The organism is Shimia aestuarii (assembly GCF_900114635.1).
In the GTDB taxonomy this organism is placed as follows: Bacteria; Pseudomonadota; Alphaproteobacteria; order Rhodobacterales; family Rhodobacteraceae; genus Shimia; species Shimia aestuarii.
The window spans coordinates 57,167-71,810 of record NZ_FOTQ01000001.1 but is presented as its reverse complement, the minus strand read 5'-3'; the positions used below and the strand labels follow the sequence as shown (position 1 = coordinate 71,810).

Genomic DNA, 14,644 nt, shown 5'->3' with positions numbered 1-14,644 from the left:
CCCCGGATCGCTTGCGATCCGGATCGCGCCCGACCCCGCCCCCAAGGGCGGGCGCGATTTGATTGGCTTGTTTCGGTGGCTGGATGGCATGGCCGATTTAGCCACCGTGTCATGGTTTAGAGAGGCGCCCACCCTCGGGGTCGGGCGCGATCCTAGTCGTATTTCGTGATCGTGTCGGCAAAGAGATCGGCGTCGACATTGCCGCCCGTACAAACCGCGATCACCGCGTCGCCTTCGATCTTGTCTGCATGGAACAGCGCAGCGGCCAGCGCCACGGCGCCGCCGGGTTCAACAACGATCTTGAGGCGTTTGAAGGCGAGAGCCACGGCGCGGAGCGCTTCTTCCTCGGTCACGACAAGGCCGGGGCCGCAGAGGCGGGACATGATCGGGAAGGTGATCTCGCCCGGCGAAGGCGTGATGATGGCGTCACACAGGCTGCCCGATTGGCGGTTGTTGGTTTCGATCCCGCCCGAGATCAGCGAGCGGGCCACGTCGTCAAAGCCTTCGGGTTCCACAGGCCGTGCGCGCAGGCCGGGCGCATCCGCTTCCAGAGCCATCGCGATGCCGGAGGTCAGCCCGCCGCCGCCGCAGCAGATCAGAACGTCGCCCGTCTCGACCCCTTCGGCGCGGGCCTGTTCGGCAATCTCAAGCCCGGTGGTGCCCTGTCCGGCGATCACTTGCGGTTCGTCATAAGGGCGGATCAGGGTGAGGCCCCGTTCGCTGGAAATCCTGTCACCCACCGCCTCGCGGCTTTCGCCGCCGGGACGGTCGTAGAGCACGACCTCGGCCCCCAGCGCGCGGGTGTTGTCGATTTTGAGCTGGGGTGCGTCATTGGGCATGATGATCACCGCGGGCGCACCGTGCTGGGCGGCAGCGAGGGCCACGCCCTGGGCATGATTGCCCGAGGAAAAGGCGATCACGCCGCGTTTGCGGGTCTCGGGATCAAGCGCAGAGACCGCCGACCAGCCGCCGCGAAACTTGAACGAGCCGGTATGTTGCAGGCATTCCGGTTTGACCAGAACGCGCCGTCCGGCGATTTCGTCAAGGAAGGGAGACGAGAGCAGGGGCGTGCGCCGTGCGTGGCCCTCAAGCCGCTGGGCGGCGGCGCGGATCATGTCGATATTCATCTCTCAGGCTTTCAGGTCGTTGACCCAGTCGCGCAAAAGCGCCACCGCGTCTGGTTCGTCAAGGAAGGGCACATGGCCGCGATCGAGGATGGTCGCGGCGCGCAGGGGCAGACGGTTTTGCATCTCGGCCAGGGTGGACGCGCTCATGATGTCGGAGTTGGCGCCGCGAATGGCCGCCAGCGGCAGGCCGCGCAGGGCGTCATAGAGAGGCCAGAGATCGGGCGCTTCGGCGCTGGGATCAAAGGCGGCGAGCGTGGCATCGCGCAGTTTCGGATCGTAGTTGATCCTGAGGCCATCCCCGGTGGCGATGAAATGCTTTTCCACCTCTTCGCGCCAGCGCGATTGCGGCACGTTCGCGAACCCGGCCATGCGGCTGCCAATTGCGGCTTCGGCCTCGGAATGGGTTTTCCAGACCGGGTTGCGGCCCACGAAATCGAGCACCACAGCCAGCCCATCAACCTCGATCACCGGGCCGACATCGTTGAAACAGACACCGGTGAGGCGGTCGCGCGCCATCACGGCCAGTGTCAGCGCGATCAGCCCGCCGCGCGACGTGCCAAGGATGGCGGCTTGATTGATCCCGAGGTGATCGAGCAATTCCAGTGCGTCCTGCGCTTCGCGCGGCACGTTGTAGGTTGAGAAATCCTCGGCCCAGTCCGACTGGCCGCGCCCGCGATAATCCATGCGGATCACGCGCGCGTCGGAGAGGGCGGGCATGGCATAGTCAAAGTCGCTGCTGTTGCGGGTCAGGCCGGAGAGGCAGAGCACAACCGGGCCATCGCCGCCGGTGTCATCATAATAAAGCGAGAGGCCGTCAGAGCTGGTGAATTGAGGCATTAGCGGTTGGTCTCCTCGGGGATGCCGGTGAGGTCGGTCAGCACGATTTGGGGCGTCCAGGGAAGGCGGTCGATGGGCTCGCCCGCGCGGTTGACCCAGGCGGTGGTAAAGCCAAAGCCTGTGGCGCAGGCGGCATCCCAGCCGTTGGAGCTCACAAAGAGCACGTTGTCTGGCGCACAGTTGAAGCGTTTCAACACAAGCTCATAGACGGAGGCGGCGGGTTTGAAGATGCCGACATCCTCAACGCTCAGCACGTCGTCCAGCAGCGCGCCGATCCCGGCAGAGTCGACCGCGCCGTTGAGCATCGAGGGCGAGCCGTTGGACAGGATCGCGGTGTTCATGCCCTGTGCCTTCAAGTCGGCCAGCATCTGGGGCACTTCGGGATAGGCGGACAGTTCCCAGTAAAGCTGCAACAGGCGTTCGCGCAGCTCGGGGTCGCCTTCAAGCCCGCTGGCCTCGAGCGCCCAATCAAGGCCGTTCTGTGTGACCTCCCAGAAATCGGTATGGGCATCGGCGACGGCGCGCAGCCAGGTGTATTGCAACTGTTTCAGCCGCCAGTCCTGCGCAACGCGCGGCCAGTGTTCGGCAAAAATCTCGCGCCCCGGCTCGGCGGCGGCCTCGCGGGCGGCGGCGGCCACGTCGAAAAGCGTGCCATAGGCATCGAAGATACAGGTGGTGATGGGCATGGTGTCCTCCCTCGCTCGGACCCGAGCTTGGCAGGATTTGGAGCGCGGGAAAAGGGGCGTTTGTCATTCCGGCGTGGTGCCGCTAGATTGCGACCCTCAAGCCGATCACCGGATCGGAAAACGCTGAGAGATTGGACATTTCATGACAGCCGCAAAATCGGGCGATACGGTCCGTATTCACTACACTGGCACGCTGAGCGACGGGTCGGTTTTCGACAGTTCCGAGGGCCGCGACCCGCTGGAATTCACGCTGGGCTCCGGTCAAGTGATCCCCGGCTTTGACGCGGCCGTGGATGGTATGGCTGTGGGTGACAAGAAGACCACCGAAATCCCCTGTGATCAGGCCTATGGCCCACGCCACGAAGGCGCCATTCAGGACGTGCCGCGCGCCGACATCCCGGCGGAAATCCCGCTGGAAGTAGGTCTGCAATTGCAGATGCAGGCCCCCACGGGGCAGGTCGTGCCGGTGACGGTGGCCGCGATCACCGAAGAAACCGTGACGCTGGACGCCAACCACATGCTGGCGGGCAAGGATCTGACCTTTGCGATCGAACTGGTCTCGATCAACTAAAACCTTCCGGTCAATGAAACTTGCAAAGGCCCGCCATTAACTGGCGGGCTTTTCTTTTTGGGTCAGGGTGTTAGCTTGCGCCTGATCAGGAGGATGACATGGACATCATTGCGCAACTGGGCCTGCGTTGGCCGATCTTTCAGGCGCCCATGGCGGGCGTGTCGACCCCGGCCATGGCTGCCGCCGTCAGCAACGCGGGGGGATTGGGGGCATTGGGCCTCGGGGCTGCAGGAGTAGACGCGGCGCGGGCCATGATCCGCGAAACACGGGGGCTGACCGCCCGCCCGTTCAACGCCAATTTCTTTTGCCACGACCCGGCCCGGCGCGATGCTGGAAGCGAGGCGGCGTGGTTGCAGGCGCTGGCACCGGAGTTTGCCCGTTTCGGGGCAAGCCCACCGGACCGTCTTCATGAAATCTACACCTCTTTCGTGGCGGACCCGGCGATGTACGACATGGTGCTCGACGAGAAACCGGGGGTGGTGAGCCTGCATTTTGGGCTGCCCGATCCCGCGTGGATCAAGGGCCTGAAGGAAGCGGGCAATCTCGTGCTGGCCTCTGCCACGTCCCTTGACGAGGCCCACGCTGCCGAGCGGGCCGGGGTGGACGCGGTGGTCGCGCAGGGGATCGAAGCCGGGGGGCATCGCGGCATGTTTGACCCCGACGCACCGGATGAGGCGCTGACAACCGATGCGCTGGTCACGCGACTCGTGGCGGGGATTGGCCTGCCGGTGATCGCTGCCGGGGGTCTGATGACGGGCGCTGATGTGGCGCGCGTGATGGGGCTTGGCGCGGTGGCGGCACAATTGGGTACGGCCTTCCTCGACTGCACGGAATCGGCGGCCGATGCCGGGTATCGCGCGGCGCTGCGCGCACTGCACAGCCAGCCGCCCGTGCTCACCAAGGCGATTTCAGGTCGGCCTGCGCGCTGTCTGCAAAACCGCTTTACAGAATGGGGGGCAGGGCGGGACGGCGTGCCGGATTACCCGGTCACCTATGATGCGGGCAAGGCGCTGCATGGCGTTGCCAAGGCGCAGGGCGAACACGGCTATGGGGCGCATTGGGCCGGAACAGGCGTGGCCCGGACCCGGCACGGGGAGGCCGCTGCAATCCTTGCGGACATCGCCACGGAATGGCGCGCCGCGGGGCAGGGCTGAGCCCTTTTTATCTTTCTTTTTCCAAAAATACCCCGGGGGAGTCGCCGCATCGCGGCGGCGGGGGCAGCGCCCCCTTCCAGCCTCAGAGGTTTTCGGGCTGCGGCATGCCGAGCACGTGATACCCGCCATCGACGCGGATGATCTCGCCCGACGTACAGACACCGGCATCGGATGCGAGGTAGACCGCGGTTCCGCCGATCGCTTCGAGCGTCGCGTTGGCGCGCAGGGGGGCGTTCTGGTCGGTGTGCTTATAAGTCTTGCGCGCACCGCCGATCACCGCGCCGGCGAGGGTTTTCATCGGACCCGGCGAGATGGCGTTGACGCGGATACCGTCGGGGCCAAGATCATTGGCCAGATAACGCGTCGCGCTTTCCAAAGCGGCCTTGGCAACACCCATGACGTTGTAGAACGGGGTGACGCGGTTCGAACCCGAATAGGTCAGGGTCAGGATCGTGCCGCCGTTTTCCTGCATCATCGGATGCGCGCGGCGCGCCACTTCGATCAGCGAATAACAGGAGATATCAAGCGAGTTCTTGAAGTTTTCGCGCGAGGTATCGACAAAACGCCCCGTGAGCTCGTTCTTGTCGGAATAGGCGATCGCGTGCACGACAAAGTCGATGGTTGGCCATTTCGCGGCCAGTTGCTCAAACGCGGCATCCAGCGAGGCGTCGTCGGTTACGTCGACATCGACAAGGAAATCGCTGTCGAGGCTTGCGGCCAGAGGTTCGACCCGTTTGCCAAAGGCTTCGCCCTGGTAGGTGAAGGCCAGTTCGGCCCCGGCTTCGTGCATGGCCTTGGCAATGCCCCAGGCAATCGAGCGTTCGTTGGCGACGCCCATGATCAGGCCACGTTTGCCCTTCATTGAAATGGTCATGGTGCGCTTATCCCTTGTATTTCGACAGGAGCATCGAGCCGTTGGTCCCACCAAAGCCGAAGCTGTTGGTCATCACCGTGTCCAGACCTGCATTCTCGACCAGTTCGGTTGCGATCTCGTCCGGGTTGATGGCCGGATCCAGTGTTTCCACGTTGATTGACGGCGTGATGAAATCGCCATCGAGCATCAGGAGACAGAAGATCGCTTCGAGCGCGCCCGCGGCGCCCTGTGCGTGGCCGGTCATGGATTTGGTCGAGGAGATCGGCGGTGTGTTGCCCTCTCCAAAGACGCGGCGCACGGCTTCGACCTCGCCCACGTCGCCAACCGGGGTCGAGGTGCCGTGGGCATTGATGTAGCTGACGGTGCGCCCCTCGGGCAGGCTGGCCGTGGCCAGCCGCATGGCGCGTTCGCCGCCTTCGCCGGAGGGTGCGACCATGTCATGCCCGTCCGAGGTTGCGGCGAAGCCGGTCACTTCGGCATAGATCTTGGCGCCGCGTGCCAGCGCATGATCGAGATCTTCCAGCACCACGATGCCGCCGCCGCCCGAAATCACGAACCCGTCGCGGGTTTCGTCAAAGGCACGCGAGGCTTTTTCGGGCGTGTCGTTGTATTTCGAGGACATGGCGCCCATCGCGTCAAAGAGGCACGAGAGGGTCCAGTCGAGCTCTTCACCGCCCCCGGCGAACATCACGTCCTGTTTGCCCATCATGATCTGTTCGGCGGCATTGCCGATGCAGTGCAGCGAGGTCGAGCAGGCGGATGTGATGGAATAGTTGATGCCCTTGATCTTGAAGGCGGTCGCGAGGTTGGCCGAGATCGTGGACGACATGCATTTCGGCACGGCAAACGGGCCGATGCGCTTGGTCGCGCCGGATTTCAGCACGGTCTGGTGCGCGGTCAGCATGGCGCTGGTCGACGGGCCGCCCGAGCCTGCGACAAGGCCGGTGCGTTCGTTGACGATCTGGTCCTCGGTGAGGCCCGCATCGGCAATCGCCTGTTGCATGGCGATATGGGCATAGGCCGCACCATCGCCCATGAAACGCAGCGCGCGCTTGTCGATATGTTCCTTGGGATCGATCTTGAGGGTCCCGGCGATCTGGCTGCGGAACCCGTGCTCGGCCATGTCCGGGCTGGCCACGATGCCGGATTTACCGGCCTTGAGCGAGGCGGTGACCTCTTCGGCGTTGTTTCCGATGGACGAGACAATGCCCAGTCCGGTGACGACGACACGACGCATACGTGCACTCCCTTAGCTGTTGTTGCCTTACTAGGGGTTGGGGGGCAGGGGTGCAAGGAGGGTTGGGAGGATGTGGGTTTGAAACCTCAGAGAAAGCATGGTCGTGCAAATGTCAGCTTTGCGGGACAGGGCTGCCGTTCGTATCTAAGCTTGAAAGCGGTAGTTTGGCCTCTCACAAGCCGTTCGCAGTGTCCCGCCAATGCTGCAGAAGAAAAGAATGAGGTCACTCAAGTACAGTGCAGCATTTCTTCTCAAGACAACGGTTGTGGTGTGTGGCAATTACCCAAGTTGATCACATCCCCAAGAGCACGCGGGCGGCTCGGGCCAGCACCATCGGGTTGAGGTCAGTGCGTGCCACGGGCGGCGGCGGGTCCACCCTCCCTGTTAAGCTCGACACGGCAGCGCGCGCGGAGCGCACAGAATACTCCACTGTGAAAACGCAATCCCGTGGCAGCTCGCAATATTGCCCGATCACCGCGAAGTTCCGGGCGCCAATCGGGCGCACATCGGGACGATCCCCTGGGCGGCGCGGCATGAACTGGCTGGTAATGAACGGCATCCGACAGGGCAGTACGCGCGCGCCATTGAACCATGCCTTTTGCGCTTTGTTCAGCTTCAAATGACAGGAGAGCTCGGAGATGATCTCGTCACCCGTGGCCTCCCACATGGGTTTGTGCACGAAATCGCCAGAACGTTCACCCCGCAGCCCATAGCCCCAGAACGTGTAAGTGCCATGTTTCTGACCGCGGAAGTGGGGCTGGTGAAAGAGCACGATGGAAAGGGTCCAGGCAGACTCGGCAAAGGTGACAAGTCCTCCGGTTCCGGTCCGGTTGCTGGTGAAATCCTCCATGAACTCGAAGAAATCCGGACCATCCAGGGTGGCGGTGAAGGAGTGCCATGCGGTCTTGCCGGTGTTGCTGCAGAACGCCTCGGGATGGCCAAAGCCTTTATGTTGCGCCGCGAGCTTGCGCCAAAGCGCCCAGGCGCCGCCCTCTCGATCCTCCAAGGATGGTGCGCGGTTATTTGAACCCATGACAGACGCATCAGTCATGGAGCCGAGAGTCAGATAGACGCGATCGGATTTGGTTATCGGTGCTGTAGTGTCATCTGCAAACTCCAGAGCGGTGACGCGGCGGTCCTGCCTTGCACCCTCAATCCTCACATCGACGACCTGCGCGCCGGTGGTGATATGAACGCCCCTGTCTTGCAGCCAGGTCACAATCGGTGCGATCAGTGAGTCGTACTGATTGTACCGAGTACGCAGGATCCCTGCGATCCGGGTGAAGCCGGGAAACAGGTGGATGAACCGGCGCAGGTAGCGCCGCATCTCGCTTAGCGCGTGCCAAGGCTGAAACGAGAACATGGTGGACCACATCAGCCAGAAATTGCTTTCAAAGAAGGGTGGCTTGAACCAGTCGTCGATTCTCTGGGAACCCAGGCTGCGTTCCGAATGCAAGATCAAACGATTGATATCGATGATGTCACGGGCTTCGAGCGTAAGGTCGTAGCGATCCGCAGCCGGTTTTCCGTCACGCACAAGGCGGCAGTTGGAGGATCCTGTCACCATGCCATTGAAAGCCAAGATGTCCTCGGCGACGGAGATGTTGGGGTCGTCCACTGAAGGAATGGTGTCCAGAAGGTCAAAGGTGCAAACGAAATGCTCTTCGAACATCCGACCGCCGCGAATCAGGTATCCATCCGCAGCGTTACCACACCCGTCGAGAGACCCGCCGGTTACGTCGAGCTGTTCATAAATTCGGACTCTTTCGCCTTCGACACCCGCGTCCCGGACAAGGAATACGGCCGCTGCCAACCCGGCAATACCGCCGCCCACAATATGGTGCACTACTTGTGGTGCGTCGGCAGGCATGGCGTATGGCCCTTTCGTTGTGGACAATGCTCTTATGGCACAGGGCCCGTGGCATGGCGTTGTCCCAGATCAAGGCAGGGCGCCTTGAAGCGAGCAGGCGCAGCGAACGTCCCTTATCCGGAACTTAGTTCCCTTTCGCGTGTGATGCAGCATCCGCAACAGATGGGCTAGAAGCCACCATTCGCCGCATTAGCAAAACAAAAAAGAGGCCCAAAGGCCTCTTTTGTAGCTGTTTATCCGGCGATGCCTCAGCTCTCGGAAAGCGCCACTTTCATGTCTTTCACTTCGTAGATCACTTCGCCATCCGCTTCGACGATGCCGTCGGCGACACCCATGGTCAGGCGGCGGGTTTGCACGGCCTTGGTGAAGTCCACGTAATAGGTCAGCATCTTTCGGTCCGGGCGCACCATGCCCTTGAGCTTCACCTCACCCACACCCAGCGCATAGCCGCGCCCCTGCCAGCCGCGCCAGCCGAGGTTGAAGCCGGTGAGCTGCCACAACCCGTCAAGGCCCAGACAGCCGGGCATGATCGGGTTGCCAGGGAAGTGGCAGTCGAAGAACCAGAGATCGGGGTTGATGTCGAATTCGGCAACCACGTGGCCTTTGCCATGTTTGCCACCGTCGCCCGAAATCTCGGTGATGCGGTCCATCATCAGCATCGGCGGAGCCGGGAGCTGTGCATTGCCGGGGCCGAACAACTCGCCGCGCGCGCATTGCAGCAGGCCTTCTTTATCAAAGCTCGTGGGGTAGTCGGCCATTCGGATGGTCCCTCTTGATAGTCTCTATAGTCTGTAGTCCGTTCTGCCCCCTCTAACACCGTGCCAAGCTGTCCTGCAAGGCGCCTGTGGAGGCACAGATTGGTCTTGCAACTCATTTTCAATTGAAAAACGGGGGGCAGGCGGGTTATATGACCTGTTAAGAAACGGAAAGCGCACGCCATGAACACGCAGGCAATCGACAACGGAACCAGGTGGCTCGCAGGCGCGGGCCTGCGCCCGACGCGCCAGCGCGTGGCGTTGGCGGCGTTGCTGGTCGGTGACGGGCAGGATCGTCATGTGACTGCAGAGAGCCTGTTTTCGCTGGTGCGCCACTCCGGGGAAAGCGTTTCCCTTGCAACGGTTTACAATACGCTGCGTGCATTTTGTGATGCCGGGCTGATGCAGGAGATCACGGTGGACGGGGCCAAGAGCTATTTCGACACCAATACCGGGGATCATCCGCATTTCTACTGGGAAGATGAGCGTGAGCTGACCGATGCGCCGGCGGATCAGCTTCAGATTGCGCGCCTCCCCGACGCGCCCGAAGGGGCCGAGATCGCCAAGATCGACGTCGTGATCCGCCTGCGCAGGACCTGAGAGCATAAGCATCCCGTTGCACCCTGCCTGACCCTGTGACAGCATGGCGCAGGAATGACACAAGGGGATTTCAGGGGGATTTCCATGAAAGCTGTGACCTGGCGCGCCTTTGGCGCGGCGCGTGATGTATTGCGGATCGAAGAGCTGGAGGCTCCGGCACCGGGGCCGGGCGAGGTTCTTGTGCGGGTTGCCTTTTCCGGTGTGAACCCCTCGGACGTCAAGGCGCGCGGCGGGGCGCGGCCCGGTGTAACCAAGCCGCCATTCGAAGTGATCGTACCGCATTCGGACGGGGCAGGTGTGATCGAGGCCGTGGGCGAAGGGGTCGACCGGGCTCGCGTGGGCGAGGCGGTCTGGATCTGGAATGGGCAGTGGCAGCGCCCTTTCGGCACCTGTGCGGAATATGTTTGTCTTCCCGAAGCACAAGCCTTGAGGCTGCCCGAAGGGGTATCACTGGAAACCGGGGCTGTGCTGGGCATTCCGGGGCTGACGGCGTGCCACTGTGTGTTTGGTGGCGGCGATATCGGTGGCAAGACGGTGCTGGTCTCGGGCGGTGGCGGTGCGGTTGGCTTTCTCGCGGTGCAGCTGGCCAAGTGGGGCGGCGCGCGGGTGATCGCCACGTGCGGCGCGCGCGACATGGACCGCGTGCGGGATGCCGGTGCGGACGTGGTTTTGCCTTACAACAGCGCGACCCTAGCGGCGGATATCCTGAGCGCGACAGAGGGTGGCGGAGTCGACCTTGCGGTGGAGGTCGAGTTCGGCGTGAACGCGGCGTTGCTGGCCGAAGTGATGGTGGCCAACGGACGGGTGGCGATCTATGGATCGGCCAAGGACATGGCGCCGGAACTGCCGTTTGGGCCGATGCTGTTCAAGGCGCTGACGCTTGATATCGTGCTGATCTACATCCTGCCGGTCGGCCCCCGTGACGCGGCGATCCGGCGCCTGCATGCCGCGCTGGGCGATGGGTCGCTGCACCTGCCCGAGCCGCATGTCTTTGCGCCGGAACAGGCGGCTCAGGCCCATGAAATGGTCGAAGCCGGTGGGCGCGTCGGCGCGGTATTGGTCGCCTTCTGAGCCGGAGCGCAGAATTCGCGGCTTGATCAGGGCGTTTCCGAACGCCTTGATGCGTCGTCATGCAAGATGCGGCTGCCATAGATGGGGCGCAAGGGCACCGTTGACGGGTCAAACCCTGGCAGACAGCGGGTGTTGATGGCCCATCCATCAAAGGGCTGTACACCCTCTGCCTGTTCCTGTCGGGTAGGTGCGGAGGGGCGGCGAAAGGGCAGGATGCCACAGCGGGGACAGAAGTAATCTTTGGCGGTGCGGCTGCCCCATTCGTACTGCGACAGCTCGGACAGGGGAGTCAGCAGTGTGAGCGCCGCATCCGGCACCCGGTAGATCAGTGCGCCGCGCTGGTGGCAGATGGAACAATCACAGACGCGCACATGGTCAATGTCGGCCTCGACCCGGAAGCGGACAAAACCGCAATGGCAAGCACCGTCATAAATCATAGATCAGAACCACTGTCCCGGTTCCATCAGCCCAAGGTCGAGCAACTGCCGGGAATGCCATTCGAACGGCACCGAGTTGTGCCACTTGAACTGTTGGATCTCGAACTGGCTGCCCGGATTGGACTTGAGCGCTTTGGCCGTGCGGAACGAACAGACCGCGGCGGTGATGTTGTTGTGCCAGGGGCAGGCGTAGGTGTTGTACTCTTCGTCATCGAAAGTGAAGTCATCGCGCAGATGCAGCCCCTCCTTGGCGCGGAAGATCGAGATGCGGTCGATCTTGCGGCGGTTGGCGGGGATATGTTCCTCGAACCGCCAGCGCAGGCCGCCGAAGAAATCCAGCTGGCGTTCCTTGGGGTGGTTGTGGTTGTCCGGGTCGGGCCGGGCCAGCGCGTAATAGCCTGTGCGGTCCATCTGGGCATTTTCGAGCGAGACCGCGTGCGGTGCTGCCTCGAGATCGGGGGCATAGAGATCGACCACATAGGACAGCATCGCGTCGCGGCGTTCCTCGGTATGAAAGGTCAGCATCTCGCCAATGGTGCGGGTTTCGCAGAACGGGTAGAACAGGTATTCGGCGTTGAAGCAGTAATAGAGCCATAGACCGGGCGCGGCGGCGTTAACTGCGTTTACGGCGTCGCGCATGGCCGCGCCACGCGGGGAGTCCATCGTGACGCGGGGGCAGGTTTCGGCCAGGTCTTCTGCAAGATCGAAGGCCGTGGGCATGAAGGCGATGACCTTGGCGAACCCAAGGTCGAGATGGTGGCGCAGGGTGCTGTCGATCTCGACGTCATCCTCGACGAAGATCAGCGCCACCGGCCCCTTGGCGAGGTGCACTTTGCCAGTGCGGAGGAACTGTGAAACGGAATCGTACTGCATGCCCGGCCTCGCCGTTATTTTGCGTCAGATTCGGTTAATTCGGGGTGCATTGCAAGCCACCCCGGTTTTGCTGTAGGGAAGCGCCCTGAAACCGCGACAGGACCGGATCCATGGCCGATACGAAAAAGCTCTATATCAAGACCTATGGCTGTCAGATGAATGTCTATGACAGCGAGCGTATGGCCGAGGCCATGGGCGGGGCGGGGTATGAAACGACCGAGAGCCCGGATGACGCCGACATGATCCTGCTCAACACCTGCCACATCCGGGAAAAGGCGGCCGAGAAGGTCTATTCGGAACTGGGCCGGTTCAAGGGGCTGAAAGCGGAAAAGCCGGACCTGAAAATCGGGGTTGCGGGCTGTGTTGCGCAGGCCGAGGGCGAAGAGATCATGCGCCGTCAGCCCATGGTCGACCTGGTGGTGGGGCCGCAGGCCTATCACCGTCTGCCTGAGATGGAAGCCAAGACGCAGGGCGGCGAGAAGGCGCTGGATACGGATTTCCCCGAAGAGGACAAATTCGAACGCCTGAAGAGCCGCCCCAAAGCCAAGCGTGGCCCGACCGCGTTCCTGACCGTGCAGGAGGGCTGTGACAAGTTCTGTGCCTTCTGCGTGGTGCCCTATACACGCGGTGCCGAAGTCAGTCGCCCGGTGGATCGCATCCTGACCGAGGCGCGTGACCTGGTTGAGCGCGGTGTGCGCGAAATCACCCTTCTGGGACAGAACGTGAATGCCTATCACGGGGCCGGACCCAAGGGGGACATGACGCTGGCAGGGTTGATCTGGGAGTTGGACAAGGTGGACGGGCTGGAACGGATCCGGTTCACCACGAGCCATCCCAACGACATGATGGACGACCTGATCGAGGCGCATGGAACTTGCGGAAAACTGATGCCTTACCTGCACTTGCCGGTGCAATCTGGCAGCAACAAGATTCTCAAGCGGATGAACCGAAGCCATGATCGCGACAGCTATCTGCGGCTGGTCGAGCGCATCCGCGCGGCACGCCCCGATATCTTGCTCTCGGGCGATTTCATCGTCGGGTTCCCTGAGGAAACCGAGGCGGATTTCCAGGACACGATGGATTTGATTGAAGAGGTGAAATACGGGCAGGCGTTCAGCTTCAAGTACTCGGCGCGCCCGGGCACCCCGGCGGCAGAGCGCCCGTTGGTGGATGATGCCGAAGCCTCGGACCGCCTGTATCGCTTGCAAGCTCTGATCACCCGGCAGCAGCGCGCCATTCAGGACAGCATGGTGGGGCGCGAGGTCAGCGTGCTCTTTGAACGCCCCGGACGGCTGGCCGGGCAGATGGTGGGCAAGTCCGAGTATCTGCACGCGGTGCATGTGGCCGATTGCGACGCCAGAACCGGTGATCTGGCCCGCGTGAGAATCGTGGAAAGCGGTGCGAATTCGCTGGCGGGTATTCTGGTCGATCATTGACACCGGGACGGAAACAATCCGTTGATCCGCGAGGAATTGGCCAAATCGCCATCGGAGCTATGCCCAATTTGCGCCATATTTTCGCCATTTTTTCAATCCGCCTCTACCAGATGTTGTGAATAGTCCTTCACATGAGGACCATTTTCGCTAAGCTTCTGGCATTGGTGAAGGTCTTGATTTCGAAAACGATTCACGGGATCGGCTTTCGGGGGATATTGAAAGGAACACGCTGTGGCGGATAACAGAAGAAAAACGTTCCGGACCGCATTGGGAGCGATCGCCGCCGTCTGCATGGCAATTGTGGCAATCCCTCAGCCGGTCGCGGCACAGAACCAGCGCACCGTGCTGGGGCAGGAATACGTACCGACAGTCTGGGTCGATCCGGACGGGTGCGAACACTGGGTCATGGATGATGGTGCAGAGGGGTACATGACCCCGCACGTGAACCGCCAGGGCATTCCGGTCTGCCGCCGGGGTAATGTCTGTGGCGTGATGAACTCGGACCAGTTCTTTGCGACCGACAAGTATTACATCAACGGCGCCAACCGCCAGCGTCTGAGCGAGTTCTTCAAAACCGCAACAGCCTCGGCGTTCATCATTGCCGGTCACACCGACAGCCGCGCAAGCGACGAATACAACATGCGCCTGAGCTATAACCGTGCCAACGCGGTGGCCAAGGTGGCGCGCGAGTCCGGGGCGCGTGTTGTCGATGTACGCGGATATGGCGAACGCATGCCGCGCGCGACCAACCGCACGGCGTCGGGCATGGCCCAGAACCGCCGTGTCGAAATCATCTGTCTGCGCTGAGGAGAAACGACATGAAACTGATCAAGGGTGTTCTCCTTCTTTCGCTGGCTGCCGGGGTTGCCGCCTGTGACAACAAGGTCGACAAGACCGTGGACCGGGGCTGGGACAGCAAGCATCTGAGCCAGCTCAAGGCCGGGATCTGGGTTGACCCGAACGGCTGTGACCACTGGATCATCGACGACGGGTTCGAAGGCTATCTGTCGCAGCGGCTGGATCCCTATGGCAAGCCGGTCTGTTCCGGTGCTGCCCCTCCGGGTGTGGCGACCGGGCCGTTCAAGAAGGGTTCGCCGGTCAAGGACCAGATCTGAT

Annotated in this window: 16 protein-coding genes; 7 read left to right on the top strand and 9 right to left on the bottom strand. The window is 62.2% G+C overall.

Features of this window, described 5'->3' with window-relative positions; all coding sequences use genetic code 11:
• Window positions 1-152 precede the first annotated feature (152 nt).
• The 3 genes from BMZ35_RS00375 to BMZ35_RS00365 are packed head-to-tail and all read right to left on the bottom strand — an operon-like array spanning window position 153 to window position 2,650.
• Complete coding sequence (locus BMZ35_RS00375; protein WP_093089978.1) at window positions 153-1,127, bottom strand: threonine ammonia-lyase; 975 nt, start codon at window positions 1,125-1,127, stop codon at window positions 153-155.
• A gap of 3 nt (window positions 1,128-1,130) precedes the next feature.
• Complete coding sequence (locus BMZ35_RS00370; RefSeq protein ID WP_093089977.1) at window positions 1,131-1,964, bottom strand: alpha/beta fold hydrolase; 834 nt, start codon at window positions 1,962-1,964, stop codon at window positions 1,131-1,133.
• The gene (locus BMZ35_RS00365) at window positions 1,964-2,650 is read right to left on the bottom strand and encodes a haloacid dehalogenase type II (protein ID WP_093089976.1); all 687 of its coding nucleotides are present in this window, start codon (window positions 2,648-2,650) and stop codon (window positions 1,964-1,966) included. The genes BMZ35_RS00370 and BMZ35_RS00365 overlap by 1 nt, the downstream gene beginning before the upstream one ends.
• 142 nt (window positions 2,651-2,792) lie before the next feature.
• Between BMZ35_RS00365 and BMZ35_RS00360 the strand changes: the two genes are divergently transcribed.
• Complete coding sequence (locus BMZ35_RS00360; protein WP_093089975.1) at window positions 2,793-3,221, top strand: FKBP-type peptidyl-prolyl cis-trans isomerase; 429 nt, start codon at window positions 2,793-2,795, stop codon at window positions 3,219-3,221.
• A gap of 98 nt (window positions 3,222-3,319) precedes the next feature.
• Window positions 3,320-4,375 (top strand): NAD(P)H-dependent flavin oxidoreductase, encoded by a 1,056-nt coding sequence (locus tag BMZ35_RS00355; protein WP_093089974.1) that lies wholly within the window; start codon window positions 3,320-3,322, stop codon window positions 4,373-4,375.
• A gap of 82 nt (window positions 4,376-4,457) precedes the next feature.
• On the opposite strand, the gene BMZ35_RS00350 is transcribed toward BMZ35_RS00355, so the two are convergent.
• From BMZ35_RS00350 to fabA, 4 genes are all read right to left on the bottom strand, one after another.
• On the bottom strand, window positions 4,458-5,249 hold the full coding sequence (locus tag BMZ35_RS00350) for an enoyl-ACP reductase FabI (protein ID WP_093089973.1): 792 nt from the start codon (window positions 5,247-5,249) through the stop codon (window positions 4,458-4,460).
• 7 nt (window positions 5,250-5,256) lie between these two features.
• Window positions 5,257-6,486 (bottom strand): beta-ketoacyl-ACP synthase I, encoded by a 1,230-nt coding sequence (fabB, locus tag BMZ35_RS00345; protein ID WP_093089972.1) that lies wholly within the window; start codon window positions 6,484-6,486, stop codon window positions 5,257-5,259.
• A 292-nt stretch (window positions 6,487-6,778) separates the two neighbouring features.
• Window positions 6,779-8,356, bottom strand: a complete 1,578-nt coding sequence (locus BMZ35_RS00340; protein ID WP_093089971.1) for an oleate hydratase — start codon at window positions 8,354-8,356, stop codon at window positions 6,779-6,781.
• A 248-nt stretch (window positions 8,357-8,604) separates the two neighbouring features.
• Entirely contained in the window at window positions 8,605-9,114 is a 510-nt protein-coding gene (fabA, locus tag BMZ35_RS00335; RefSeq protein WP_093089970.1) for a bifunctional 3-hydroxydecanoyl-ACP dehydratase/trans-2-decenoyl-ACP isomerase, read from the bottom strand.
• Between the two features lie 180 nt (window positions 9,115-9,294).
• On the opposite strand from fabA, the gene irrA reads away from it, so the two are divergent.
• Window positions 9,295-9,711 carry an iron response transcriptional regulator IrrA gene (irrA, locus tag BMZ35_RS00330; RefSeq protein ID WP_093089969.1) on the top strand — a complete coding sequence of 139 codons (417 nt, stop codon included), beginning with the start codon at window positions 9,295-9,297 and terminating at the stop codon, window positions 9,709-9,711.
• A gap of 84 nt (window positions 9,712-9,795) precedes the next feature.
• Entirely contained in the window at window positions 9,796-10,782 is a 987-nt protein-coding gene (locus BMZ35_RS00325; RefSeq protein WP_093089968.1) for an NADPH:quinone reductase, read from the top strand.
• Window positions 10,783-10,808: 26 nt separating this feature from the next.
• Here the strand turns inward: BMZ35_RS00325 and BMZ35_RS00320 are convergent, their stop codons facing one another.
• Together BMZ35_RS00320 and BMZ35_RS00315 are read right to left on the bottom strand one after the other, a co-directional pair.
• Window positions 10,809-11,219: a GFA family protein gene (locus BMZ35_RS00320; protein WP_093089967.1), complete on the bottom strand. Its 411-nt coding sequence runs from the start codon at window positions 11,217-11,219 to the stop codon at window positions 10,809-10,811.
• A gap of 3 nt (window positions 11,220-11,222) precedes the next feature.
• Window positions 11,223-12,092, bottom strand: a complete 870-nt coding sequence (locus tag BMZ35_RS00315) for a glycosyltransferase family 2 protein (RefSeq protein WP_093089966.1) — start codon at window positions 12,090-12,092, stop codon at window positions 11,223-11,225.
• Between the two features lie 110 nt (window positions 12,093-12,202).
• Here BMZ35_RS00315 and miaB point away from each other — a divergent pair, with 110 nt between their 5' ends.
• The 3 genes from miaB to BMZ35_RS00300 all read left to right on the top strand — a co-directional run bounded on the left by miaB (window position 12,203) and on the right by BMZ35_RS00300 (window position 14,643).
• Window positions 12,203-13,528, top strand: coding sequence for a tRNA (N6-isopentenyl adenosine(37)-C2)-methylthiotransferase MiaB (gene miaB, locus BMZ35_RS00310; protein WP_093089965.1), 1,326 nt, complete (start codon window positions 12,203-12,205; stop codon window positions 13,526-13,528).
• A gap of 291 nt (window positions 13,529-13,819) precedes the next feature.
• Window positions 13,820-14,335 (top strand): OmpA family protein, encoded by a 516-nt coding sequence (locus BMZ35_RS00305; protein ID WP_093092413.1) that lies wholly within the window; start codon window positions 13,820-13,822, stop codon window positions 14,333-14,335.
• An 11-nt stretch (window positions 14,336-14,346) separates the two neighbouring features.
• Complete coding sequence (locus tag BMZ35_RS00300; RefSeq protein WP_093089964.1) at window positions 14,347-14,643, top strand: hypothetical protein; 297 nt, start codon at window positions 14,347-14,349, stop codon at window positions 14,641-14,643.
• Window position 14,644: the final 1 nt, after the last annotated feature.